Here is a 24,280-nt window from a genome sequence, read left to right on the forward strand (position 1 = left end):
TAGCAGCGACTAGTCCTTGCTCTTGCCGCTAGGAATGAAGCGGGCGACCTTGTTGCCGAGCTTCATGAGGGCGATCAGGGTCGACTTGGGCAGCTTGTTGACCTGCTCATACCAGTTGCCAAGCGTCGACATGAATTCATGCATGCGGGTGATGCGCTCGCGTACATGGGGCGGGCAGCTTTCATCCCTGGCGAGCCGCTGGGCGAGGTCGTTCAGCAGGGCGATGGTTGGGTCGATCTCGCGCCGCTTGCGCTCGGCAGCGATGCGGGTGAGCATTTCCCACAGATCGGTTTCCGCGACGAAATGGTCGCGCCGGTCGCCCTCTACATGGACCCGGCGGACGATCGCATAGGATTGCAGTTCCTTGAGCGCGGTCGAGACATTGGAGCGGGCAAGGCCGAGCTGGTCGACAATCTCGTCGGCGGGCAGGGGATGGTCCGACAGATAGAGGAGTGCATGGACCTGGCTGACCGACCGGTTGACGCCCCATTGCGTGCCCATCTCACCCCAGTGGAGCAGGAACGCCTTGGCATCGGGATGGTCGAGAAGTGGCATGACATTCCTTTCTGTAAAAACAGAAGTAACGGAATGAAAAGAGTCGGGCAAGGGGGCGGTGACGGCGGAGGAAAAATCGTCGGAATTCGTCGAGCCCGTTGAAAAGCCGCCGCATGTCAGCAATCTGCGGGTCAGCAACGGAGCCTCTTATGTCTGCCTTTTCCGACGATCCCTTTCCCCTCGATAGCTTGTCGACGCCTTGCCTTGTGCTGGATGCCGACCGGATGGATCGCAATATCGCGCGGCTGCGGGCACATCTGGACGGGCTGGGCGTAGGGATGCGGCCGCATCTCAAGACCGCCAAGTCGGTCGAGGTCGCGCAGCGGCTGATGCCGACGGCGCAAGGACCGGCGACGGTATCGACCTTGCAGGAGGCGCGCCGCTTTGCGGCGGCCGGGGTGCGCGACATTCTCTATGCGGTCGGCATCAGTCCAGCCAAGTTGCCCGAGATACTTGCGCTGCGGGCGCAGGGCGTGGACCTGGCGATCGTGCTGGATTCGGTCGAGCAGGCAGAGGCGGTCGCGGCCGCATCGCGCGCGGCGGGCACGGCCATTCCGGCCCTGATCGAGATTGATTGCGACGGCCACCGGTCGGGCGTGCAGCCCGACGATGCGGCGCGGCTGCGGGCGATCGGCACGGCGCTGGCGCAGGGCGGCGCATTGCGCGGCGTGATGACCCATGCCGGCGGCAGCTATGGCGCGCGCGGCGCGGCGGAACTGCGCGCCTGCGCTGACGCCGAGCGGGATGCCGTGGTGTCGGCGGCGCGGGTCTTGCGGGAGGCGGGACATGATTGTCCGATGATCAGCGTCGGATCGACCCCGACCGCGCATCACGCCACGGACCTGAGCGGCGTGACCGAGGTGCGCGCCGGCGTCTTCGTCTTCTTCGATCTGGTGATGGCCGGGATCGGCATCTGTTCTGTGGACGACATCGCCCTGTCGGTGCTGGCGACGGTGATCGGGCATCAGCGGGACAAGGGCTGGATCTTGGTCGATGCCGGCTGGATGGCGATGTCGCGCGATCGCGGCACGGCGAAACAGGATGTCGATCAGGGCTATGGCCTGGTCTGCGACCGGGACGGGCGGCCCTATGGCGATCTGATCCTGGTCGATGCCAATCAGGAACATGGCATCATCGCGCTGCGGCCGGGGGCATCCGGCGCGCTGCCGGACCTGGCGGTGGGCGATCGGGTGCGAATATTGCCCAATCACGCCTGTGCCACCGGCGCGCAGCATGATCGCTATCATGTGGTGCGGGACGGCAGCGATATGGTGGAAGCGGTCTGGCCGCGATTTGGAGGATGGTGATGGACGTGCAGCGGATCGAGACCGACAAGGCGCCGGCGCCCGCCGGCCATTATGCGCAGGCGACGATTGCGAATGGCTTCGTCTTCGTGTCGGGGCAATTGCCGGTGGTGGCGGGGCAGGGGCCGCGTAGTGACCTGTCGTTTGAGGACCAGGCACGGCTGGCGATCGGCAATATGCTGGCGATCCTGGCAGAGGCAGGATGCGGGCCGGAACGGATCGCGCGCGTCACCGCCTATATCGTGGGCGTCGAGAATTGGCCGCGTTTCAACGGTATCTATGCCGAGATGATGGGGGACGCCCGGCCGGCGCGCACGGTAGTGCCCGCACCCGAACTTCATCATGGCTGTCTGGTCGAAGTGGACGCGATCGGCCTGCTACCGGGCTGATTACGACCATGGGAGCGCTATCTTTCCGTCGCCGCCTGTCCTAGCGATAGGCGAGTGAAGGAGGCAGGCGGATGAGAAACAAGGTCGGGGCACTCATCGCCCTGATGGCGCTGTCGGTGCCCGCAGCGGTGCGGGCGGAGGACCAGTATAAGTTGCTCGTCCTCGCCATCCCGAACAAATATCATTATGAATATATACCGATCGCGCGGGACAGTCTGGAGAATCTTGGCAAGCTGCATGATTTCAGCTTCACCTGGGCCAACAACACGTCCGTCTTCGATGGCGATCTCAGCCAATATGCGGCGGTGATGTTCCTCAATACGCCGGGCGAGGAACTGAACCCGGCCCAGCGCGCCAGGTTCGAGGCCTATATGCGGGCGGGCGGCAATGCCATCGTCGTGCATCGCGCGCTCATCACGCCGCCGGGCGAATGGGCCTGGTACGAGAAGATGGTCGGGCGCAGCTTCGTCATCCATCCGATGGTGCAGACGGCGGTGGTGACGCCGACCGACAAGGGTTTCCCCGCCACCTATGGTCTGCCCGATCGCTGGATCTGGACCGACGAATATTATGTCACCGCCAACCCCTATAAGGTGACGATCCATCCGGTGCTGAATGTCGAGGAAAGCAGCTACGACCCGACCAAAATCTGGCTGGGGCAGGTGGCAAGGCCGATGGGGCGGGAGCATCCCGTCGCCTGGTATCATGCCTATGAGAAGGGGCGGGTGTTCGTCACCACGCTGGGCCATAATGGCGAGATGTATCGCGATCCGCGCTATCTCGACCATCTGATGGGCGGCATCTACTGGACGGCGACCGGGCGCGGCCAGCTGCCCTGACGGCGGCGCGGAACGCCCGCGCCGCCCGGTTTTCGATCAGGCGGCGACCAGTTCGCCCTCGCCATAATAGGCGCTTTCGTCGAGAATGCCCTCGCGCTTGGCGACGATGACGCCCACCAGCACCTGGCCCGCAACGTTGACGGCGGTGCGGCCCATGTCGAGGATCGGGTCGATCGCCAGCAGCAGGCCGGCGCCTTCGAGCGGCAGGCCCAGCGTCGAGAGGGTCAGCGTCAGCATCACGATCGCGCCGGTCAGGCCGGCGGTCGCGGCCGAGCCGATGACCGAGACGAAGACGATCAGCACATAGTCGATGAAGTGCAGCGGGATGCCATAGAAGCCCGCGACGAAGATCGCTGCCAGTGCCGGATAGATGGAGGCGCAGCCGTCCATCTTGGTGGTGGAGGCGAGCGGGATCGCGAAGGCGGCATAGCCCTTGTCGACGCCCAGCCGCTCGGTCACGGTCTCGGTCACCGGCAGGGTGCCGACCGACGAGCGCGAGACGAAGGCGAGCTGGATCGCCGGCCAGGCCTTGGCGAAGAAAGGGCCGGGCTTCAGGCCATTGGCGATCAGCAGCAGCGGATAGACCACCAGCAGGACGAGGCCGAGGCCGAGATAGATGGCGGCGGTGAAGGTGCCGAGCTGCGCCAGTGCGCTCCAGCCATAGGTGGCGATCGCGGTGCCGATCAGCGCGGCCGAGCCGATCGGCGTCAGGCGGATGACCCAGCCCAGGATCGCACGGACGACGGCGAGCAGCGAGCGGACGAAGGAGAGGAAGGGCTCCGCCTTGTCGCCGACCTTCAGCGTGGCGAGGCCGACCGCGATCGAGATGACCAGCAACTGCAGGATGTTGAACGAGATGCTGGTGCTGGCGCTGCCGTCAGTGATCTTGGTGCTACCCGACAGGGCCAGGCTGTTGCCGGGGACCAGACCCTTGAGGAAATCGAGCCAGCCGCCGACCGAATCCGCCTTGCCCATGGCGAGCGCGGTGCCGTGCAGGCCCGCGCCCGGCTGAACGATCAGGCCGATGGCGAGGCCGATGCTGACCGCGATCAGTGCGGTGATCGCGAACCAGAGCAGGGTCTGGCCGGCGAGACGGGCGGCATTGTCGAGCGCGCGCAGATTGGCGATCGACGCGACAATCGCGGCGAAGACCAGAGGTGGAACGATCGCCTTCAAGAGCGAGACGAAGATCGATCCGACCGTCTTGAGCGTGGTCGCCAGCCAGTTGAGGTCGCCATCCGGACCGGCGCCAATCTGGCGCGCGACGAGACCGAGGGCAAGGCCCACGACCATGCCGAGCAGAACCTGGAAGCCGAAGCTGCGATAATTGAGGGCCATGATGGCATTTTTCCTTTGGACGACCGGCGCGCTATATCGGATGGCATCTATCCGATTGCGCGCAAGCAATTCTTTCAAGGGGTTCAGTGCGGATAAGGTGGCCCTCTTTCCGCGCGCCGTCCGATCAAACGCATGGAACGGCGCGATCCGCTATGCCACAATCGTCGCTCGGGTCCATCAGGGAGTATAAATATATGCAATTGCGGGGGATATTGCTGGCAGGGGCGATGCTGGGAGTAGGGGGGCTGGCAATGCCAGTCGGGGCGCAGGCGGCAGCGGATGCCGGCGCGGCCAAGGAGATATTGAAGCGATCGGTCGCGTTCAAGACGGTCGAGGGGGCGGGGCAGGTGCCCGCGCTCGCGACCTATTATGCGTCGGTGCTCAAGCAGGCGGGCTTTGCCGATGCCGATATCGTCATCACCCCGATGGGCGAGACCGCGACCCTGGCGGCGACGATCAAGGGGCGGGAACCCAGCCTCAAGCCGATGCTGATGATCGGTCATATGGACGTGGTGGCCGCCAACCGCGCCGACTGGACGCGCGATCCCTTCGTCCCGGTGGAGGAGGATGGCTATATTTTCGGGCGCGGGTCGGAAGATAATAAATATGACGTGGCGATGATGGTTGCGACGCTGGCGCAGCTCAAGAAGGAGGGCTGGACCCCGCGCCGCAGCGTCATCCTGCTGTTGTCGGGCGACGAGGAGACCAACATGGTCACCACCAAGGCGCTGGCGGCCAAATATAAGGATGCCGAACTGCTGCTGAACGGCGATGGCGGCGGCGGTCTGCTCGACGAGAGTGGCAAGCCCGTCCTCTACCAGTTGCAGGCGGGCGAGAAGACCTATGCCGATTTCGAGATCGGCTTCACCGATCCGGGCGGCCATTCGAGCGCGCCGACGCCAGGCAATCCGATCTATCGGTTGGCCAAGGCGATCGACCGGATCGCGGCCTATCAGTTCCCGCCGATGATCAACGAACTGACCAAGGCGTCGCTCAGCTTGTCGGCGCAGCGGATCGGCGGCGATGTGGGGGAAGCGATGCGCCTCTATGCCGCGACCCAGGATCCGGCCTCTGCGGAACTATTGTCGAGCCGGCCCGAATTTGTGGGGCAGGTGCGCACCACCTGCGTCGCGACCATGCTGTCGGGCGGCCATGCGCTCAACGCCCTGCCGCAAAGTGCCAAGGTCAGCGTCAATTGCCGCATCTTTCCCGGCGTGAAGATCGACGATGTGAAGGCGCAACTGATCAAGGTGGTGGATGATCAAAGCGCGACCTTCACCACGCTCAACGACCCCACTGGCAGCGACGCCTCGCCGTTGCGCGACGATGTGGTGAAGGCGGTGGCGGCCGCGATCAAGGCGCGCTCGCCGGCGATCACGGTGATGCCGGGCATGTCGGCCGGCGCGACCGACAGCCTTTATTTCCGCGCGCTGGGCGTGCCCAGCTATGGCGTCTCCAGCCTGTTCATGAAGGCCGAGGACGGCTTTGCCCATGGCCTGAATGAACGGGTGCCGGTGGCCGGCATCGCCGCATCACTAGCCCAGTGGGACAGCGTGGTGCGGGCGCTGGCGAAATAACGGTTATCCTTAAACCGTTCGGGCTGAGCGAAGTCGAAGCCCGACACTGAGCGAAGCGAAGTGGCCTCCCGATGGTCGGCCGTGCCCTTCGACTTCGCTCAGGGCGAACGGATGGATATCAGCCCCGCACGGCCACCGCATTGGCGGCAGAGAGGACGGCCTTGACCGATGCGGTCGCGACGTCGCTGTCGGTGCCGATGCCGAAGACGGTGCGGCCGTCGGCGGTACGGCATTCGACATAGGCGGCGGCGTTCACGTCGGTGCCGGCGCCAATGGCGTGTTCATTATAGTCAGCGACCTCCAGCACTACGCCCAGCTCGTCGCGCAGCGCGGCCAGCACCGACGAGATGAGGCCGTTGCCGCGACCCGAGATCGAGCGCTCGCCGCCTTCATGGACGATCTTGCCGGTGAAGATGCGGTCGCCCGCGCTGCCGCTCTCATGATAGTCGATCAGGCTATAGGCCTGGTCGCCGGTCTGGTGATAATAGTCATCGAACGCAGCCGAGATGTCGGCGGCGTTGAGTTCGCGGCTCGACTGGTCAGCCAGCGCCTGCACCACCTTCGAGAAGTCGGCCTGCATCCGCTTGGGCAGCTTGTAGCCCTTGTCCTGCTGCAGCACCCAGGCGACGCCGCCTTTGCCCGACTGCGAATTGACGCGGATCACCGCCTCATAGTCGCGGCCCAGATCCTTGGGGTCGATCGGCAGATAGGGGACGTTCCAGAACAGGTCGTTGCGCGCTTCCTGCGCGGCAAAGCCCTTCTTGATCGCGTCCTGATGCGACCCTGAGAAGGCGGTGAACACCAGTTCGCCGGCATAGGGGTGGCGCGGGTGGACTGGCAGCTGGTTGCAATATTCAACGGTCTGGATGACCTCGTCGATGTCGCTGAAGTCCAGTTCCGGGTCGATGCCCTGCGTGTACATGTTGAGCGCGACGGTCACCAGGTCGCAATTGCCGGTGCGTTCGCCATTGCCGAACAGGCAGCCTTCGACACGATCGGCGCCGGCCATGATGCCCAGTTCGGCGGCAGCAACGCCGGTGCCCCGGTCATTATGGGTGTGCAGCGAGATCACCACGCTGTCGCGGCGCGAGATGTTGCGGCAGATCCATTCGATCTGGTCGGCATAGATGTTCGGCGTCGCGCACTCGACCGTGGCGGGCAGGTTCAGGATCAGCGGCCGTTCCGGCGTCGGCTGCAGGATGTCCATCACCGCCTCGCAGCATTCCAGGCTGAAATCCAGCTCGGCGGTCGAGAAGGTTTCGGGCGAATATTCGAAATGCCAGTCGGTGTCGGGCATGCGCGCCGCATTGTCGCGCAGCAGCTTGGCGGCGTTGATCGCGATCTGCTTGATTTCCGGGCGTTCCATCTGGAACACGATGTTGCGCCAGGCCGGCGAGATCGCGTTATAGACATGGACGATCGCCTGCTTCGCGCCACGCAGGCTTTCGAAGGTGGTGGCGATCAGGTCTTCGCGCGCCTGGGTCAGCACCTGGGGCATGACATCGTCGGGGATCGCGCCTTCCTTGACCAGGCCCGAGATGAAGTCGAACTCGGTCGCGCCGGCGGCGGGGAAGCCGACCTCGATCTCCTTGACGCCGACCTTGACCAGCAGGTCGAAGAAGCGGCGCTTCTTTTCTGCATTCATCGGGTCGATCAGCGACTGGTTGCCGTCGCGCATGTCGGTCGACAGCCAGCGGGGCGCCTTGGTGATGACCTTGGACGGCCATTGGCGATTGGGCAGGTCCACCTGGGGGAAGGGGCGGTATTTCTGCGAAGGATCGGTCAGCATCATGGGATCAAACTACTTCCTGGCTCGGGACGCTATGGCGCGCTCCGGGGTACGACTTGACTGTGATGAATGCCCTTAGGCGGATCGACGCTGCCCTTAGCCGGAAGGCAGCACAAAAGCCACGCCTAAGGGCGTGTAAGTCGTAGCAGGGTAAGAAGCGCGACGCTCTGCATGATGCTGTCCCCATAAACGCGGACGGGAGGAGCGTAAAGCCGTTTCTTGCGAAAGGGGCGTCAGGCGCGACGGAAAATTGCGTCGATGGTCAGGTCGACCTTATCCGACACGAAGGGGCGGCCAAAGCCCATGCCATGATGGCTGCGTTCGACGCTCATGCTGCCGGTGAAGTGAAGGGTGGCGATGCCAGGCGCTTCGTCGGGCGTGACGCCGGTCAACTGGACGGACAGGGCGACCGCGCGGGTCTGGCCATGCATGGTGAGTTCGCCGGGAATGATCGTCGCGCCGTCGCTGCCGGCCAGCGGCGCGTCCCTGGCGGTGAAGCGCACGGTCGGGAAATGGGCCATGTCGAAAAAGCTGTCGCCTTTCAGCATGGAGTCGGTTGAAGCATCGCCCGTGGTCATCTTCTCGACCGGGAAGCGGATGTCGACGTCGGCCCGCTCGGGCCGGGCGGGGTCGATCATCACCATGCCTTCGGGTTGGGTGAAATCCCCCTCATAGCCGTCGATCAGGGCCTTCACATGGAAGTGGACTCTGGTCGCTGCGCCATCCACCAGATAGCGGCCCGGCGCATAGAGCGCAGGGCCGCCAGCAGGACTGGCCGCCGCCGGCCCGCAGGCGAACACGCTCAGAAGCAGGATCGCGCGGGCCGGGCGGGGGATCATCGCATCACTTCTGGAAGGCGACGATGATCTTCAGTTCGACATTGTCGCCGACGACGGGGACGAAGCCGCCCATGCCGAAATCGCTGCGCTTGATCGTGCCGGTCGCGACGAAGCCGACATTTTCCTTCTTGTTCATCGGGTTCGCACCGGCACCGTAGAATTCGGCATCCAGCGTCACCGGCTTGGTGATGCCCTTGATGGTCAGGTTGCCGGTGATATCCGCGCCGGTCGCGCCATCGGTCTTCACGCCGGTCGACACGAAGGTCGCGGTCGGGAACTTGGCGGCGTCGAAAAATTCGGGCTTGGCGAGATGCTCGTTCAGCGCCGGAATGCCGGTGGTGAGGTTGGCGATCGGCAGGGTGATCGACACCTTCGATGCCGAGAGATTGGCCTTGTCCAGCGTCAGCGTGCCGGTCGGCTGGGTGATGACGCCCATATTGTTGGTGAAGCCCATATGGTCATAGGCGAAGACGATCTGGGTGTGGCTGGGTTCGACGCTGTAGGTGCCGCCGGTGACCTTGGCGACATCTTTGCTGCCGGGGACGGCCATCGGGGCCTGGGCGATGACGCCCGAGGTGAGAAGGGTGGTACCACCGGCGACCGCGATCAGGGCAGCAGCAGAGATCAGATATTTGCGCATGGGAAACGCTCTCCAAAAGCATTCAAGGGACGCGGCACAGAATATGCCACGTCCCTCGATTGTTCCAGAGGCGTAACCGGAAACGGATCGTTCCGGTTTGCCGCTATTTCTCCCCTCCCTTTTCAGGGAGGGGCAGGGGGTGGGTGCGCCGCACTTGCGGCGCCAATTCGCTAGGGCACAGCTCGCTACGCTCGCACCCACCCCAACCCCTCCCTGGAAGGGAGGGGCTGCTATCCGCTTAGTTCTTGTCCTTGTTGACCAGCTTGTTGGCGCCGATCCAGGGCATCATGGCGCGCAGCTGCGAACCGGTCTTCTCGATCTGGTGGGCGGCAGCCTGCTTGCGGCTGGCCTTGAGTTCGGGCTGACCGGCGCGGTTGTCGAGGATGAAGTCCTTGACGAAGCGGCCCGACTGGATGTCGGCCAGAACGCGCTTCATTTCCTTCTTGGTTTCCTCGGTGATGATGCGCGGGCCGGTCTTGATGTCGCCATATTCGGCGGTGTTCGAGATCGAGTAGCGCATGTCGGCGATGCCGCCTTCATACATCAGGTCGACGATCAGCTTCAGCTCGTGCAGGCACTCGAAATAGGCCATTTCCGGGGCATAGCCGGCTTCGACCAGGGTTTCGAAACCGGCCTGGACCAGCGCGGTGGCGCCGCCGCACAGAACGGCCTGCTCGCCGAACAGGTCGGTTTCGCATTCCTCGCGGAAGTTGGTTTCGATGATGCCGCTGCGGCCGCCGCCGACGCCCGAAGCGTAGGACAGGGCGATGTCATGGGCGTTGCCGGTCGCGTCCTGATGGACGGCGATCAGGCAGGGGACGCCGCCGCCGCGCTGATATTCGCCGCGCACGGTGTGGCCGGGGCCCTTGGGCGCGATCATGATGACGTCGATGTCGGCGGGGACTTCGATCAGGCCGAAATGGATGTTGAGGCCATGGGCGAAGGCGAGCGCGGCGCCGGGGCGCAGATTGCCCTTGATGTCGGCTTCATAGATGGCGGCCTGATGCTCGTCGGGCGCCAGGATCATCAGTACGTCGGCCCACTGGGCGGCTTCCTTGTTCGGCAGCACCTTGAAACCGGCGCCTTCGGCCTTCTTGGCGCTGGGCGAACCGGGGCGCAGGGCGATGGCGACTTCGGCAACGCCGGAGTCGCGCAGATTCTGCGCATGGGCGTGGCCCTGCGAGCCATAGCCCAATATGGCGACCTTCTTGCCCTTGATCAGGCCGATGTCTGCGTCGCGATCGTAATAAACCTTCATTGGAAAACCCCTTCTCGTCCCCCCATGCAGGGGGCGTTAGACAATAGTGGTGGAAAGAAACGCCGCCTGTGACGGCGCGGAATGGAATATCAGGCCGGCTCCTTGCCGCGGATCAGGCCGGCAACGCCGGTGCGACCGACCTCGACCAGGCCGATCTGGCGCATCAGGCCGACGAAATTGTCGATCTTCTCGGTCGTGCCGGTGATCTCGAAGATGAAGCTCTCGATCGTGGTGTCGACCACCTTGGCACGGAACACGTCGGCCAGGCGCAGCGCCTCGATCCGGTCCTCGCCGGTGCCGGCGACCTTGACCAGTGCCAGTTCACGCTCGACGAACGGGCCTGCGTCGGTCAGGTCGGTCACCTTGTGCACCGGCACCAGCCGGTCGAGCTGGGCGATGATCTGGTCGATCACCTTGGGCGGGCCGTTGGTGACGATGGTGATGCGGCTGATCGCATGGTCGTCGGTAATGTCGGCCACGGTCAGGCTGTCGATATTATAGCCGCGCGCGGTGAACAGGCCGGCGATGCGGGCCAATATGCCCGCCTCGTTCGACACCGTCAGCGACAGGACGTGCCGCTCGCTCTGTTCTTCGTGGATATGCATCAGATGCTGTTCCCGTCTTCCATTTCTTCGCGCTCGGGGCGCGGCGAGATCATGCCGATAAAGGCATAGTGCCAATCATCGTCCTGCGGGTGGGCGAGGCGGACGGGGAAGGCCGTCACCGCGTCGAACATCCGCAGGAGATGTTCGCCCACATAGCGTGGGCCGGCCAGCAGCCGATCGACCTGCAGGCCATGATATTCGAACCCGCTATCCAGATGCACTTCCCATTCCTCATTGTCGGGGTCAGCATGGTCGCTGGTCCAGCCGGTGAGTTCGGTCGTGCCTGTGATCCGTTCGAAATCCCAGGGTTCGGTCACGAAAATGCGGACCTTGGCGGGGGTGGTCACACCAGTGCCTTTGCCTCGTCCGACATGACGCCTTCGATCTGGTTGGGATCGAGCAGCATTTCGGTATGGGCCGCCCCCGACGGGATCATCGGGAAGCAGTTGGACAGCTTTGCCACGCGGCAGTCGACGATCACGGGACCATCGGTTTCCAGCATCTGGCGGATGCCGGCCTCCAGTTCCTGCGGTCCTTCGATGCGGATGCCGGTCCAGCCATAGGCTTCGCCGAGCTTCACGAAGTCGGGCAGGCTGTCCGAATAGCTGTTGGAATAGCGGCTTTCATAGGTCAGTTCCTGCCACTGGCGGACCATGCCCATATATTCATTGTTCAGGATGAAGATCTTCACCGGCAGCCGATACTGGCTGGCCGTCCCCATTTCCTGGATGTTCATCTGGATCGAGGCGTCGCCAGCGATGCAGATGCTGATGCTGTCGGGATTGCCCATCTGCGCGCCGATGGCAGCGGGGAAGCCATAGCCCATCGTGCCCAGGCCGCCCGAGGTCAGCCATTTATTGGGGTCTTCAAAGCCGAAATGCTGGGCCGCCCACATCTGGTGCTGGCCGACTTCGGTGGTGATGATGATATCCTTGCCGGTCGCGCGGGTCGCCTTGTAGAGGTCTGCGATCGCCTTTTGCGGCATGATCTCGCTGCCGCTTTCGGGGTAAGACAGGCTCTTCTTGGCGCGCCATTCGGCGATCCGTGCCCACCAGGCCGACAGGTCCGCTTTTTCATGGCCGCGCTGCTTCCACAGGGCGATCATGTCCTCCAGCGCGCTGCCGACATCGGCGACGACCGCGACATCGACGTCGACGATCTTGTTGATCGAGCTGCGGTCGATATCGATATGCACCTTGCGGCTGTTGGGCGCGAAGGCGTCCAGCCGGCCAGTGACGCGATCGTCGAAACGCGCGCCGATGCAGAGGATCAGGTCCGCCTGGTTCATCGCCCAATTGGCTTCATAGGTGCCATGCATGCCCAGCATGCCGACCCACTGGTCGGACGAAGCGGGGAAGGCGCCCAGACCCATCAGGGTCGAGGTGACGGGCGCGCCGGTCATCGCCGCCAGTTCGCGCAGCAGGGCGCTGGCCTGCGGACCCGAATTGATGACGCCGCCGCCGGTGTAGAAGATCGGCCGTTCCGCCGCCGCCAGCATCTCGACCGCCGCGTCGATCGCGGCGGCATCCGCCTTGGTCTGCGGATGATAGCTGGCATGGACCTTCAGTTCCGGCCGGGCATAGGGTGCGGTTGCGATCTGGACATTCTTGGGAATGTCGACGACGACCGGGCCGGGGCGGCCGGTGGTGGCGATATGGAACGCCTCATGGACGATGCCGGCCAGCTTGGCCGGATCCTTCACCAGATAATTATGCTTGGTGCAGTGGCGCGTGATGCCGACCGTGTCCGCTTCCTGGAAGGCGTCGGTGCCGATCAGCTGCGTGGGCACCTGACCCGTGATGACGATCATCGGGATCGAATCCAGCAGCGCGTCGGTGATGCCGGTGACGGCATTTGTCGCGCCGGGGCCGGAGGTGACCAGGACGACGCCCGGCTTGCCGGTCGAGCGGGCATAGCCCTCTGCCATGTGGGTCGCGCCCTGCTCGTGGCGCACTAGGACATGCTTGATCGTGGGGTGATTATAGAGCGCGTCATAGATGGGCAGCACGGCGCCGCCCGGATAGCCGAACACAACTTCGACGCCCAGATCAACCAGGCACTCGACCAAAATGTCCGCGCCGCTCTTTTCGGCCACGATGAAACTCCTCTTTTTTAAGATGCTGGCTCGCGGGTCTGCGCCGTCGCGCCCGCATTGGCAAGGCGCCAGCGTCTAGAGGACATAAAATGCGTGGTCAACCCCTATTGTTGTAATTTAATTGCTAATTCATTGGCAATTTCAGCATCAATCGATCTCTTTTCGCGATGCCAGTCCTGCGGCGGCTGGTTGGAGAACCAGGTATATTGGCGTTTGGCATATTGGCGCGTGGCGAGCTGGCCACGCGCCATCATCGTGTCACGATCGATGTCACCTTTGAGCCAGGCGGCGATTTCGGGCACGCCGATCGCCCGCATCACCGGTAGGTCGGGGGTGAGGTTGCGGGGCAGCAGCGCCTCCACCTCGGCAACGGCACCCTGATCGACCATCTGTTCGAACCGCCGGTCGCAGCGTTCGATCAGCCAGTCGCGGGGCGGCAGCAGGATCATCGGGGACAGGTTGATGCGGTCGGCGATGCCGCCCTGCTTGTGCTGCTGCCATATCTTCAGCGGCTTGCCGGTCGATCGCACCACTTCCAGCGCGCGGGCGACGCGGGTGGTGTCGGCCGGGGCGAGGCGGACGGCGGCTTCCGGGTCTTCGCTGCGCAGTGCTTCATGCGCCTGCGCCACCGGCATGGCGCGGACGGTGGCGCGGATATCGGCGTCTATCTCCGGCACCGGCGCGATGCCGTCGAGCAAGGTCCGTATATAAAGGCCGGTGCCGCCAACCAGCACGGGCAGCTTGCCGGCTTCATGGGTGGCGTCGATCTCCGCCCTGGCCTCGGCGGCCCAGCGTGCGGCGGAGCAGGCTTCCGCTCCATCGATATGGCCGAACAGGCGATGGGGCACGCCGCCCATTTCCTCTTGCGACGGGCGGGCGGACAGGATGGCGAGGTCGGCATAGACCTGGCTGGCATCGGCATTGATGACGACGCCGTCGGCGATCTGGGCCAGGCGGACGGCGAGCGCGCTCTTGCCGCTGGCGGTCGGCCCGGCAATAAGCGCGACCGGTGGGCGGGATTCGCCCGGCATATGTGCGGGAGTGTTCATGTTCGTCGCGACCTTAGTGGCAAAAGGTGGGTTGGACCACGACCTGCTCAGCGAAATTGCGCACCAGTTTGATCGCGATTGTACTGCGGGCGCTGGTTACTCCATATCCATGATCGACGACGGCATCGCTGCGGACATCTTCTTTGAACCGGCGGACGGTGTCGAAAAATCGGATTGCCTCGAAATTTCGCGAGCGATCAAAGAGATCGCACTTTCCATCGCGCAGGGCGGGTATGGCCGCGACTTGGCTTTGGATGTGATCGTCCAACCTGCCGCCACACGCGAGAAGACGCTGCTGATCGCCGACATGGATTCGACCATGATCACGGTCGAGTGCATCGACGAACTGGCCGATTATGCCGGGATCAAGCCGCAGATTGCCGAGATCACCGAACGGGCGATGCGCGGCGAACTGGATTTCGAAGGCGCGCTGCATGGCCGCGTCGCCCTGTTGAAAGGGCTGCCCGACAGCGCGATCGACCAGTGCCGCGAGGAGCGGGTGGTGATCATGGGCGGTGCGCGCGAACTGGTGCGCACAATGAAGGCGCGCGGTGCACGCACCCTGCTGGTTTCTGGCGGTTTCACCCGCTTCACCGGGCCGGTCGCGGCGGAAATCGGCTTCGATGTGCATGTCGCCAATGTGCTGGAAATTGCCGATGGCGCGCTGCTTGGCACCGTCACCGTCCCGATCGTGGATGCCGCGCGCAAGCGCACCGAGTTGGAGGCCGCGATCGAAGGCGGGATCGACCGCGCGCTGACGCTGGCGGTGGGCGACGGCGCCAATGACATTCCGATGATCGAGGGGGCGGGGCTGGGCGTTGCCTATCATGCCAAGCCTAAGACCCGCGAAGCGGCAGCGGCCGAGATCGTCCATGGCGACCTGTCGGTGCTGCTCTATGCGCAGGGTATCGCCTCGGCCGACTGGGTCCGCGACTGATCCCATATGCTTAACGGCTGGGCGCGCTTGAGGCACGTCCTGCCGTCATTGCACAAGGGTAATGGATTCCATTTCACCCCTGAACCGTTGTCGTCGCACTGCATCCCGGCAGTGGGTCCAATTGGCGTTGCGACAGGATCGTGGCGCACAGGGAGATGGTATGAAAATCCAGACAATGGCGCTGGTCGCCGGTAGTTTGCTGGCGCTGAGCGCCTGCTCGAAAAATGACGCGCCGGTGACCAGCGCGCCGCCGCTGGGGCCGGGCGCGATTGCCGGCACGGTGGCCGCAGACCGCAACGGCGATGGCTATGTCGACGGCTATTACACGTCGGATGGCATCTATCACCCGGTCCAGGGGCCGCCCTGTCCGCCGCCCCCGCCGCCGCCGGCGCCGCCCCGTTCCGGAGAACGCGGCTGAGCAATCTTCCTTTCCGGGCGCGGCATTTCCGCCGCGCCCCCCGACATCCTGTTTCCCTGATCCTCGCCATGCTGATCGCCGGCTCCGTGCCGGGGATGGCGGCTGCGCAGCCACCTGCCAGCGACACGGTGGCGCGGTCGAGCGTGGCAGCTGAAATCCGGTCGGCGGCAAGCGGCAAGCTGCGCGATTTCTATGGCACGCGCGGCTATTGGCCGCTGTGGAGCGACAAGGGCAAGGTCCGCGCCGAACCGGCGCAAGCGCTGCTGACGCTGCTCGACAGTGCCGATCAGGACGGGCTGCGATCGCGCGACTATGATGCCAGGGGATTGTTGCGGGCGATCAAGGAGGCCGATGCCTCGGGCGACCCCAAGGCGCTGGCGCGGGTCGACGTCGCCCTGTCAAAGGCGCTGGCCACCTATGTTGCCGATGTCCGCCGCCCGTCCAAGGCGGTGAAGATGCGCTATCTCGACCCCGAGGTGGAGCCGCAGGCGCCCGATGCGGCCGAAGTGCTGCGCGCGGCGGCGGTGGCGCCGTCGCTGGCCACCTATGTCGAGAAGGCGGGCTGGATGAGCCCGCTCTATATGAAGCTGCGCGCGGCGAGCGGCGCTTATGCAACGCGCTGGGGCGGCCTGCCGGCGGTGAACGTGCCGACCGACGTCAAGCTGCGGCCGGGCGGATCGAGTGGCGAGATCGCGATCCTGCGCCATCGGCTGGGGCTGCCCGACGGGGTCGATTATGACAAGGCGCTGGCGGCCAAGGTCAAGCTGTTCCAGGCCGATCACGGGCTGGATGCCGACGGCATTGCCGGCGCGCAGACGATCGAGGCGCTCAATCGTGGACCGGGCCATTATGCCAGGATATTGACGCTCAATCTGGAGCGGGCGCGGCTGCTGCCTGGCCCATGGGTGCGGCATGTCGAGGTCGATGCGGCATCGGCGCGGCTCTATTATTATAGCGGCGGCGAACTGGACGGATCGATGAAGGTCGTGGCCGGCGCCAAGGAAAGCCAGACGCCGATGATGGCGGGCATGATCCGCTATGCGACGCTCAATCCCTATTGGAATGTCCCGCCCGACCTGGTCGAGCGCAAGATCGCCCCCAAGATCCTGGACGGGGCGATGCTCAGGAAGATGCGCTATGAGGCGCTGAGCGACTGGACCGCCGAGGCGCAGACGCTGAACCAGAGCGAGATCGACTGGCAGGCGGTGGCAGCGGGCCAGCGCGAATTGCGCGTGCGCCAGTTGCCCGGCGGCAATAATGCCATGGGGAAGATCAAGTTCATGTTCCCCAATGATCTGGGCATCTATCTGCACGATACGCCTGACCGGACGCTGTTCGCCAAGCCGGTGCGCCATTTCAGCAATGGCTGCGTCCGGCTGGAGGATGCGCAGCGTCTGGGGCGCTGGTTCTTCGGCAAGACGCCGACGGCGGAGAGCGATGCGCCCGAACAATATGTGCCGCTGCCGCGGCCGGTGCCGGTCTATCTTACCTATCTGACGGTGGTGCCGACGGCGGACGGGGTGCAGTTCCTGCCCGACGATTATGGACGGGACGGGGAGTAATCTCCCCGTCCTGCCGGCTCAATGGATGCCGGCAACCATCCAAAGCGCCATGGCGACCATCATGACATTCTCGGTCAGCGAGACGAAGCCCAGCGGCACATTGCTGCTACCGCCGACGCAGGCGCATTTCAGTTCGCGCTTCTCGATATAGACCGCCTTGAACACCGATATCGCGCCGATGCCGCCGATGAACAGGGCGACCGGGATCGACAGCCAGGGGGCAAGGCCGGTCAGCATCAGCGCGCCCGCGCCCAATTCCAGGAAGGGATAGATACGGCCATAGGGAATGACGCGGCGTGCAAGCAGGTCGTAGTTGAGGAACATGGTCGCAAACCGCTCCACATCCTGCAGCTTCAGCATGGCAAGCAGCATCATGGCGATGGCGATGAACCGTTCGAGCGTCGGCAGGCCGACCAGCGGCACCAAGGTCAGCCAGTTGATCGCTAGTGCCAGCAGCGCGGCGACGGCAAAGACGGCCAGCACCGGCACATAGCTGGTCGCGCCGGGGACCGGCACCTTGAGGCCCAGGAAGCGGCGCAGATCGTCATGGCCGCCGATCCGGCGGCCGTCGATGAAGATTTGCGGCGTCGTGTTCACGTCATGCTGCGCCTTGAAGGCATCGGTCTCGGCCCGGCTGGTAAGGGCATGATCCTCGACCCGATAGCCATGGCGGCGCAGCAGCCAGCGCGCCTTGAGGCCATAGGGACAGACATGGCCGGGCATCACCATACGGTAGAGCTGGGCCGTCTTTTCCGGGGGCGGATTTCCCGAGGCTGGGGACATTGCATCATCCTTGTTTACGCTGCGATGCCCCTCATATAGGGTCTGTACCATGGTACGGAGTCAAGGCATGAGCATGACAATTTCCGCACTGGCCCGCGCGGGCGATGTCGGGGTGGAGACGGTGCGCTTCTACCAGCGGCGCGGCCTGCTGGATGCGCCCGATCGGCCGGAGGGCAGCGTGCGCCGCTATGGCGAGGGGGATGTGCGGCGGCTGCGCTTCATTCGGTCGGCGCAGGCGGCAGGCTTCACGCTGGAACAGATTGGCGAACTGCTGCAGCTCGATGCCGGGCAGGACCGCAAGCGGGCGCGCGAGCTGGCGGCCGATCGGATCGCGGCGCTGGATGTGAAGATCGCGGAACTGGAGGCGGCGCGGGCGGCGCTGACGCGGCTGGCCCGGCAATGCCATGCCTCCGATGAAGGGCCGTGCCCGATCATCGCGGCGTTCGAGGACGGCGCTCAGACGTCCTGCGTCTGATCGTCCTGCTTCTGCGCCATCTGCCGGCGCGACATTTCCCGACGCACCGAGTAGCTGGTGGGATCACGGCGAAAATGGTCGCGCATCATGCGGCGCTGTTCGCTGATGATGTGCCAGATATCTTCCGGACTCTTGCCTTCGGTCATTGATCCGTCCGCCCTTTTCCGTTCGACTGCAGGGCAGGGAATATCGTTTTCGCAACGATCAATCCGTGAGCGCGATCACGTAAACAGCGCTTTAACGCTGTTACTTCAGATATATGCAACTCCGGCAGCGCGCGCTGGGCGGGATGAATGTTGGAAATCGCGCGCTTAACTTCGCATATTTCCCGTACATTCTGACATTATGTTACGTTCCGCTGATCCTATCGGAAAGTGGCGGGGGATCGCGATGGGAAAGAGCCGCCGGGAATGTAGCGGGGCGGCACGTTGTAGGACAGGCGTGCCTATTCCAGCCCGGCGACGAGGCCGTCGATCGCGCCCTGGAGGATGTAGCTGGCGGCGAGCTTGTCGACCAGTTCGTCGCGGCGGGCGCGGCTGGCGTCGGCCTCCAGCAGGGTGCGGGTGACGGCCTGGGTCGACCAGCGCTCGTCCCAGAGCAGCACGGGCAGGCCGATATCCGCGACATTATGGGCGAAGGCGCGGCTCGCCTGGCTGCGCGGGCTGTTGGTGCCGTCGAGGTTGAGCGGCAGGCCGATGACGATGCCCTTGACCTGCTGCTGCGCCATGAAGGCTTCGAGCGCCGGCTTGTCCTTGCTGAACTTGCCGCGATTGACGGTGTAGGCGGGACTTGCGATCGACCATTGGGCGTCGCACAGGGCTAGGCCGATCGTCTTCGTGCCCACATCCATGCCGATCAGGCGGCCACCCTCGGGCAGGGCTGCGCGAAATTCCGCGCGGTCAGTCGTGACAAGTTTCATGTATCTCAGTGCGTCTTGGTAAAGGCCGCCAGTCGCTGGCGGGCGTCGTCGCGCACATTGCCCCAGAACAGGCTATAATCATAGACGTGATAATTATTGCCGGGCAGCGTGTAGGGGCCCATGTCGACCGGCTCGCCGATCATCAGCACGCCGCTGGTGTCGCAGCGGGCAGGGACGATGCCGGCGACCAGATGAGCGGGCTTGTCGGCGGCGCGGGCGTCGAGCGTGCCGATATTGGCGCTGGCGGGCGCATTGCCGTTGAAGGTGCCGGTGATCGGATTGGTGCAGAGCATGTGCGTGCCCTTGCGCGGCTGGCCATTGAGGCCCTGCTTGCGCTCGAAGCTTTCGACCACGGCGGACGGATCGGCCGGTTCGGCATAGCTTTGCCAGCTGACGATGCAGTGTGATTGATCCCGCTTGGCGCAGGCGGGGAAGCCCAATGCAGGCAGGTCCGCCTCGACCGAGATCGGCCAGCCCACGGCATAGATGGCGGCGATCCGGTCGGCGACCGGCTTGCCCGCCACCTGTTCGCGCACCAGTTGCAGCAGGTGGCGTGACCCCTGACTGTGGCCAGCGAGGATCAGCGGGCCGGTGGGATTGGCCTTGAGAAAGGCGGCGAAGGCCTGGGTCACGTCGCGATAGGCGGCGGCGAGCGCCTGGTCGCCCTCCGCTCCGGTGGTGAGGAAGGCGCCATAATTGGCCTGGCGATAGCGCGGTGCCCAGACATTGCCGGCGGCGCTGAAGGCACTGGCCTGGCTCAGCACGAAGCGGCGCGCGGTCGCGTTGCTTTCGGCATCGTCCAGCGGCGCGTTCCAATGGGCATTGCCAAGCGGCGTCACATAGCTGGTCGGGTGGATGAAGAAGACGGCGGCCTTCTGCGCGGGCGGCGCAAGCTTGGCCGCGCCCTGCGGCGTCCAGAGCGCGGGATTGTCCTTGCTCAGGTCAGGGCGGGCGATCCACATTTTCGGATCGTCATAGGCGTTGGCGGGCAGGGGCTGGAGCGGCTGGAACGCTTCGCGCGGGACCATCACCGCCCGCATGATCTGCATCCCCCAGATGCGATAGGCGAGCAGCATCGCAAGCACCAGCACGACCAGGCCGGCGACGACATAGAGGAATTTGCGGGCCACTTGCTCTCGTCTCCATCCCTGTGCGGGGATCGCCCCGCCTTCGTGCGGCCTGTCTGGCCCATGCGCGGCAGTCATGCAAGATGGGGGCATGCAAGATGGGCGCATGCAAGATGGCAGATGGTGCAGCAGGACACTTGAAGCGGACTGGTGCGGGTGCTAGCGGCTTGGCCCATGTCGATAGACCTTCAGACCGTGAAAAAGATCGCCAGCCTTTCGCGCATTTCGGTGACGGATGCGGAAGCGGAAGCCATGGTGCCCGAACTCAACAATATCCTTGGCTGGGTGGAACAGCTGGGCGAGGTGGACGTGACCGGCGTGCAGCCGATGACGGCCGTCATCCCCAACCATCAACGCCTGCGCGACGATGTCGTCACTGACGGCAATGTGCGTGACAAGGTGCTGGCCAATGCGCCGCAGGCCGAACATGGCTTCTTCGCGGTGCCCAAGGTGATCGAATAATGACCAATCTGACTGATCTGACGGTCGCGGAAATCCGCGACGGCTTCCGCGCGGGCGATTTTTCGGCGCGCGAAGTGGCCGAGGGTTTCAACGCCAATGTCGCCGCTGCCAAGGCGCTGAACGCCTTCATCGTCGAGACCCCCGAAAAGGCGCTGGCTGCGGCCGACGCCGCCGACAAGGCCAAGGCCGCCGGCGAGACGCTGGGCGCGCTCGCGGGCGTGCCGATCGGCATGAAGGACCTGTTCTGCACCGAAGGCACGCAGACGACTGCCGCGTCGCACATGCTGGAAGGCTTCGTGCCGACCTATGAATCGACCGTGTCGGGCAAGCTGTGGGCGGCCGGCGCGGGCATGCTGGGCAAGCTCAACCTCGACCAGTTCGCCATGGGTTCGTCCAACGAGACGAGCTATTATGGCAATGTGATCTCGCCCTGGCGGCGCGGCGGCGGCGACAATGCCGCACTGGCGCCCGGCGGTTCGTCGGGTGGTTCCTCCTCGGCCATTTCCGCGCGGCTCTGCCCGGCGGCGACCGGCACCGACACCGGTGGCTCGATCCGCCAGCCCGCGGCCTTCACCGGCATCAGCGGCATCAAGCCGACCTATGGCCGCTGCTCGCGCTTCGGTATCGTCGCCTTCGCCAGTTCGCTGGACCAGGCCGGGCCGATGGCGCGCACCGTGCGCGACAATGCGATCCTGCTGGAAGTCATGTCGGGCTTCGACCCCAAGGATTCGACCAGCCTCGACCTGGCCGTTCCGCAGTGGGAAGCCAATTTGTCGAGCGATCTCAAGGGCAAGAAGGTCGGTATTCCCAAGGAATATCGGCCCGATGGCCTGAACGCCGAAATCTCCGCCATGTGGGATCGCGGCATCGAATGGCTCAAGGACGCCGGTGCCGAAGTGATCGAAGTGTCGCTGCCGCATACCAAATATGCGCTGCCGACCTATTATATCATTGCGCCTGCCGAAGCCTCGTCGAACCTCGCCCGCTATGACGGCGTGCGTTATGGCCAGCGCGACCTGCCCGATGGCGCAGGTTTGCAGGACATGTATGCCGCGACCCGCGCTGCCGGCTTCGGCCCGGAAGTGAAGCGCCGCATCATGATCGGCACCTATGTGCTGTCGGCCGGCTTCTATGACGCCTATTATACCCAGGCGCAGAAGGTGCGGGCACTGATCGCGCGCGATTTCGAGCTGGCGTTCGAAAAGTGCGATCTGCTGCTGACGCCGACCGCGCCGAGCGCCTCCTTCGCGCTGGGCGAGAAGCAGGCCGATCCGCTGGCCATGTATCTGAACGACGTCTTCACCGTGCCGGCCTCGCTGGCCGGGCTGCCGGCGATGGCGATTCCGGGCGGGCTGGATTCGGCCGGCCTGCCGATCGGCCTGCAGGTCATCGGCAAGGCGCTGGACGAACAGACCGTGCTGAACGCCAGCCTCGCCATCGAGGAACGGGCCGGGTTCACCGCGCGGCCGGACAAGTGGTGGTGAACTGGATCGGCGAGATCTTCGTCCAATTCGTTGGGGAAGGCCTTGTCGAAGGTTTCAAGCGGCTGAAATTCGGACGATCCAAGTCCGTTGCTCAGACCCGAGATAGACAGAAAATTCTGGAACGGCGCGCTCGCGAGCGCGCGAACAGACGGAAGCATAGATGACTGAATCAACCTATCGCATCCAGGGCGCAACCGGCGAGTGGGAGGTCGTGATCGGCCTAGAAGTCCATGCGCAGGTGACGTCGAACGCGAAGCTCTTTTCTGGCGCCGCGACGGCGTTCGGCGCGGAGCCCAATACGCAGGTCTCGCTTGTAGACGCGGCCATGCCCGGCATGTTGCCCGTGCCCAACCGCGAATGCATCCGCCAGGCGGTGCGCACCGGAATGGCGATCGACGCGCAGATCAACAAATGGTCGCGCTTCGACCGCAAGAATTATTTCTATGCGGATCTGCCGCAGGGCTATCAGATCAGCCAGCTCTATCACCCGATCGTGGGCGAAGGGCAGATCGAGATCGTCCTCGACGAGAAGAACCCTGAAGCCAGCACCAAGGTGATCGGCGTCGAGCGCATCCATGTCGAGCAGGATGCCGGCAAGCTGATGCACGACCAGCATCCCACCAGCTCCTATGTCGACCTCAACCGGTCGGGCGTGGCGTTGATGGAAATCGTGTCGAAGCCGGACATGCGGTCTCCTGCCGAAGCAGGGGCTTATCTCTCGAAGCTGCGAACCATTCTTCGCTATGTTGGTTCGTGCGACGGCAATATGGACCAGGGTTCGATGCGTGCCGACGTCAACGTCTCCGTGCGCCGTCCGGGCGAGGCATTCGGTACCCGCACCGAGACCAAGAATGTGAACTCGGTCCGTTTCGTCATGGCCGTGGTCGAGCATGAGGCGAACCGTCAGGTCGACGTGCTAGAAGCCGGTGGCAAGATCGTGCAGGAAACGCGCCTCTATGATCCGGACCGCAACGAGACCCGTTCGATGCGGTCGAAGGAAGATGCGCACGACTATCGCTACTTCCCCGATCCCGACCTGTTGCCGCTGGAGCTGGACGATGCCTTCCTGGAGGAATGCCGCCAGTCGCTGCCGGAACTGCCGGACGCGAAGCTGCGCCGCTATGCGCAGGATCTGGGCCTGTCCGCCTATAACGCTGCGACCCTGACCGCTGATGCCGATACGGCGCGCTGGTTCGAGGCGCTGCTGGCCGAAGGCGCGCGTATTCAGAAGAAGAGCGAGGGCGAGGTCGCCAAGGCATCGGCCAACTGGCTGCTGTCGGAGCTATATGGCGCGCTCAACCGCATTGGCAAGAGCCTTGAAGAAAGCCCGGTAAGCCCCGAGGAAGGCGCCGAATTGCTGGCACTGGTGGCCGATGGCACGATCAGCGGCACGATCGCCAAGCAGGTGTTCGAGATCATGCTGGAAACAGGCGACAAGCCCGGCAAGATCGTCGAGGAAAAGGGCCTGAAGCAGACCAGCGACACTGGCGCGATCGAGGCGGCGGTGGCCGATGTCCTCGCCAAGAATGGCGACAAGGTCGAGCAGTATCGCGGCGGCAAGGAAGCGCTGTTCGGCTTCTTCGTCGGCCAGACGATGAAGGCGATGCAGGGCAAGGCCAACCCCCAGGTCGTCAACGAACTGGTCAAGAAGGCGCTCGCCGGCTGACAGCAGGACGTCAATTGATAGGCAAAGAAGGGGTGATGGCGATGCCATCGCCCCTTTTTCTTGGTCGTAGCCACATGGTTGGACGTTGCTGCACCAAGCGACTGCGAGGGCGGAACGGAACTAGCCCATGAAAAAAGGGGCGCCGCTCGGGTGAAACCCATGCGACGCCC

The 24,280-nt window shown here is 64.3% G+C and carries 25 protein-coding genes; 11 read left to right on the forward strand and 14 right to left on the reverse strand.

The genetic code is table 11. From position 1 onward, the window contains the following. Positions 1-9: 9 nt before the first annotated feature. Complete coding sequence (locus ACUCV3_RS10165) at positions 10-555, reverse strand: GbsR/MarR family transcriptional regulator (RefSeq protein ID WP_482240593.1); 546 nt, start codon at positions 553-555, stop codon at positions 10-12. Between the two features lie 149 nt (positions 556-704). Here ACUCV3_RS10165 and ACUCV3_RS10170 point away from each other — a divergent pair, with 149 nt between their 5' ends. The 3 genes from ACUCV3_RS10170 (at position 705) to ACUCV3_RS10180 (ending at position 3,087) form a co-directional block, all read left to right on the forward strand. Further along, entirely contained in the window at positions 705-1,862 is a 1,158-nt protein-coding gene (locus tag ACUCV3_RS10170; RefSeq protein ID WP_482240594.1) for a DSD1 family PLP-dependent enzyme, read from the forward strand. Then, complete coding sequence (locus ACUCV3_RS10175) at positions 1,862-2,248, forward strand: RidA family protein (RefSeq protein WP_048937379.1); 387 nt, start codon at positions 1,862-1,864, stop codon at positions 2,246-2,248. The genes ACUCV3_RS10170 and ACUCV3_RS10175 overlap by 1 nt, the downstream gene beginning before the upstream one ends. Before the next feature lie 71 nt (positions 2,249-2,319). Then, a complete protein-coding gene (locus ACUCV3_RS10180; protein ID WP_048937307.1) occupies positions 2,320-3,087 on the forward strand; it encodes a ThuA domain-containing protein in 768 nt (255 codons plus the stop codon). A 36-nt stretch (positions 3,088-3,123) separates the two neighbouring features. Here ACUCV3_RS10180 and ACUCV3_RS10185 read toward each other — a convergent pair whose 3' ends face one another. Further along, on the reverse strand, positions 3,124-4,425 hold the full coding sequence (locus tag ACUCV3_RS10185) for a dicarboxylate/amino acid:cation symporter (RefSeq protein ID WP_037521091.1): 1,302 nt from the start codon (positions 4,423-4,425) through the stop codon (positions 3,124-3,126). A 194-nt stretch (positions 4,426-4,619) separates the two neighbouring features. Here ACUCV3_RS10185 and ACUCV3_RS10190 point away from each other — a divergent pair, with 194 nt between their 5' ends. Next, positions 4,620-6,002, forward strand: a complete 1,383-nt coding sequence (locus tag ACUCV3_RS10190) for a M20/M25/M40 family metallo-hydrolase (RefSeq protein WP_279728287.1) — start codon at positions 4,620-4,622, stop codon at positions 6,000-6,002. A 118-nt stretch (positions 6,003-6,120) separates the two neighbouring features. Here ACUCV3_RS10190 and leuA read toward each other — a convergent pair whose 3' ends face one another. The 8 genes from leuA to miaA form a co-directional block, all read right to left on the reverse strand. Further along, positions 6,121-7,794 (reverse strand): 2-isopropylmalate synthase, encoded by a 1,674-nt coding sequence (leuA, locus tag ACUCV3_RS10195; protein ID WP_097382649.1) that lies wholly within the window; start codon positions 7,792-7,794, stop codon positions 6,121-6,123. 230 nt (positions 7,795-8,024) lie between these two features. Continuing rightward, complete coding sequence (locus ACUCV3_RS10200; protein WP_482240595.1) at positions 8,025-8,630, reverse strand: YceI family protein; 606 nt, start codon at positions 8,628-8,630, stop codon at positions 8,025-8,027. A gap of 4 nt (positions 8,631-8,634) precedes the next feature. Next, the gene (locus ACUCV3_RS10205; protein ID WP_125998614.1) at positions 8,635-9,270 is read right to left on the reverse strand and encodes a YceI family protein; all 636 of its coding nucleotides are present in this window, start codon (positions 9,268-9,270) and stop codon (positions 8,635-8,637) included. Positions 9,271-9,508: 238 nt separating this feature from the next. Then, positions 9,509-10,528: a ketol-acid reductoisomerase gene (gene ilvC, locus ACUCV3_RS10210; protein WP_004211826.1), complete on the reverse strand. Its 1,020-nt coding sequence runs from the start codon at positions 10,526-10,528 to the stop codon at positions 9,509-9,511. An 89-nt stretch (positions 10,529-10,617) separates the two neighbouring features. Further along, the gene (ilvN, locus tag ACUCV3_RS10215; RefSeq protein WP_004211828.1) at positions 10,618-11,133 is read right to left on the reverse strand and encodes an acetolactate synthase small subunit; all 516 of its coding nucleotides are present in this window, start codon (positions 11,131-11,133) and stop codon (positions 10,618-10,620) included. Next, positions 11,133-11,480: a hypothetical protein gene (locus ACUCV3_RS10220; protein ID WP_010337168.1), complete on the reverse strand. Its 348-nt coding sequence runs from the start codon at positions 11,478-11,480 to the stop codon at positions 11,133-11,135. Before ACUCV3_RS10220 ends, ilvN begins: the two co-directional genes overlap by 1 nt. Next, positions 11,477-13,228 (reverse strand): acetolactate synthase 3 large subunit, encoded by a 1,752-nt coding sequence (locus ACUCV3_RS10225; RefSeq protein ID WP_279728285.1) that lies wholly within the window; start codon positions 13,226-13,228, stop codon positions 11,477-11,479. The genes ACUCV3_RS10220 and ACUCV3_RS10225 overlap by 4 nt, the downstream gene beginning before the upstream one ends. A gap of 104 nt (positions 13,229-13,332) precedes the next feature. Continuing rightward, the gene (miaA, locus tag ACUCV3_RS10230) at positions 13,333-14,277 is read right to left on the reverse strand and encodes a tRNA (adenosine(37)-N6)-dimethylallyltransferase MiaA (RefSeq protein ID WP_048937301.1); all 945 of its coding nucleotides are present in this window, start codon (positions 14,275-14,277) and stop codon (positions 13,333-13,335) included. Positions 14,278-14,386: 109 nt separating this feature from the next. On the opposite strand from miaA, the gene serB reads away from it, so the two are divergent. The 3 genes from serB to ACUCV3_RS10245 all read left to right on the forward strand — a co-directional run bounded on the left by serB (position 14,387) and on the right by ACUCV3_RS10245 (position 17,194). Next, a complete protein-coding gene (gene serB, locus ACUCV3_RS10235; protein WP_432215162.1) occupies positions 14,387-15,214 on the forward strand; it encodes a phosphoserine phosphatase SerB in 828 nt (275 codons plus the stop codon). A gap of 160 nt (positions 15,215-15,374) precedes the next feature. Continuing rightward, positions 15,375-15,632, forward strand: a complete 258-nt coding sequence (locus ACUCV3_RS10240; protein WP_010337163.1) for a hypothetical protein — start codon at positions 15,375-15,377, stop codon at positions 15,630-15,632. Positions 15,633-15,700: 68 nt separating this feature from the next. Further along, positions 15,701-17,194 carry a L,D-transpeptidase family protein gene (locus ACUCV3_RS10245; RefSeq protein WP_279728283.1) on the forward strand — a complete coding sequence of 498 codons (1,494 nt, stop codon included), beginning with the start codon at positions 15,701-15,703 and terminating at the stop codon, positions 17,192-17,194. Positions 17,195-17,212: 18 nt separating this feature from the next. Here ACUCV3_RS10245 and ACUCV3_RS10250 read toward each other — a convergent pair whose 3' ends face one another. Then, complete coding sequence (locus ACUCV3_RS10250; protein WP_037520981.1) at positions 17,213-17,977, reverse strand: MauE/DoxX family redox-associated membrane protein; 765 nt, start codon at positions 17,975-17,977, stop codon at positions 17,213-17,215. Between the two features lie 67 nt (positions 17,978-18,044). Here ACUCV3_RS10250 and ACUCV3_RS10255 point away from each other — a divergent pair, with 67 nt between their 5' ends. Further along, the gene (locus tag ACUCV3_RS10255; RefSeq protein WP_004211840.1) at positions 18,045-18,452 is read left to right on the forward strand and encodes a MerR family transcriptional regulator; all 408 of its coding nucleotides are present in this window, start codon (positions 18,045-18,047) and stop codon (positions 18,450-18,452) included. On the opposite strand, the gene ACUCV3_RS10260 is transcribed toward ACUCV3_RS10255, so the two are convergent. The 3 genes from ACUCV3_RS10260 to ACUCV3_RS10270 all read right to left on the reverse strand — a co-directional run bounded on the left by ACUCV3_RS10260 (position 18,434) and on the right by ACUCV3_RS10270 (position 20,501). Further along, entirely contained in the window at positions 18,434-18,598 is a 165-nt protein-coding gene (locus ACUCV3_RS10260; RefSeq protein WP_004211842.1) for a hypothetical protein, read from the reverse strand. The genes ACUCV3_RS10255 and ACUCV3_RS10260 overlap by 19 nt on opposite strands. A gap of 299 nt (positions 18,599-18,897) precedes the next feature. Then, on the reverse strand, positions 18,898-19,371 hold the full coding sequence (ruvX, locus tag ACUCV3_RS10265) for a Holliday junction resolvase RuvX (RefSeq protein ID WP_004211843.1): 474 nt from the start codon (positions 19,369-19,371) through the stop codon (positions 18,898-18,900). A 5-nt stretch (positions 19,372-19,376) separates the two neighbouring features. Beyond that, positions 19,377-20,501, reverse strand: coding sequence for a DUF3089 domain-containing protein (locus ACUCV3_RS10270; protein ID WP_037520979.1), 1,125 nt, complete (start codon positions 20,499-20,501; stop codon positions 19,377-19,379). Positions 20,502-20,672: 171 nt separating this feature from the next. On the opposite strand from ACUCV3_RS10270, the gene gatC reads away from it, so the two are divergent. The 3 genes from gatC (at position 20,673) to gatB (ending at position 24,110) form a co-directional block, all read left to right on the forward strand. Continuing rightward, the gene (gatC, locus tag ACUCV3_RS10275) at positions 20,673-20,960 is read left to right on the forward strand and encodes an Asp-tRNA(Asn)/Glu-tRNA(Gln) amidotransferase subunit GatC (RefSeq protein WP_004211845.1); all 288 of its coding nucleotides are present in this window, start codon (positions 20,673-20,675) and stop codon (positions 20,958-20,960) included. Beyond that, positions 20,960-22,444 carry an Asp-tRNA(Asn)/Glu-tRNA(Gln) amidotransferase subunit GatA gene (gene gatA / locus ACUCV3_RS10280; RefSeq protein WP_279728276.1) on the forward strand — a complete coding sequence of 495 codons (1,485 nt, stop codon included), beginning with the start codon at positions 20,960-20,962 and terminating at the stop codon, positions 22,442-22,444. The genes gatC and gatA overlap by 1 nt, the downstream gene beginning before the upstream one ends. 160 nt (positions 22,445-22,604) lie before the next feature. Then, positions 22,605-24,110 carry an Asp-tRNA(Asn)/Glu-tRNA(Gln) amidotransferase subunit GatB gene (gene gatB, locus ACUCV3_RS10285; RefSeq protein WP_482240596.1) on the forward strand — a complete coding sequence of 502 codons (1,506 nt, stop codon included), beginning with the start codon at positions 22,605-22,607 and terminating at the stop codon, positions 24,108-24,110. The last annotated feature ends 170 nt before the right edge of the window (positions 24,111-24,280 follow it).

The sequence above is a fragment of the Sphingobium sp. VMM genome, assembly GCF_056790315.1.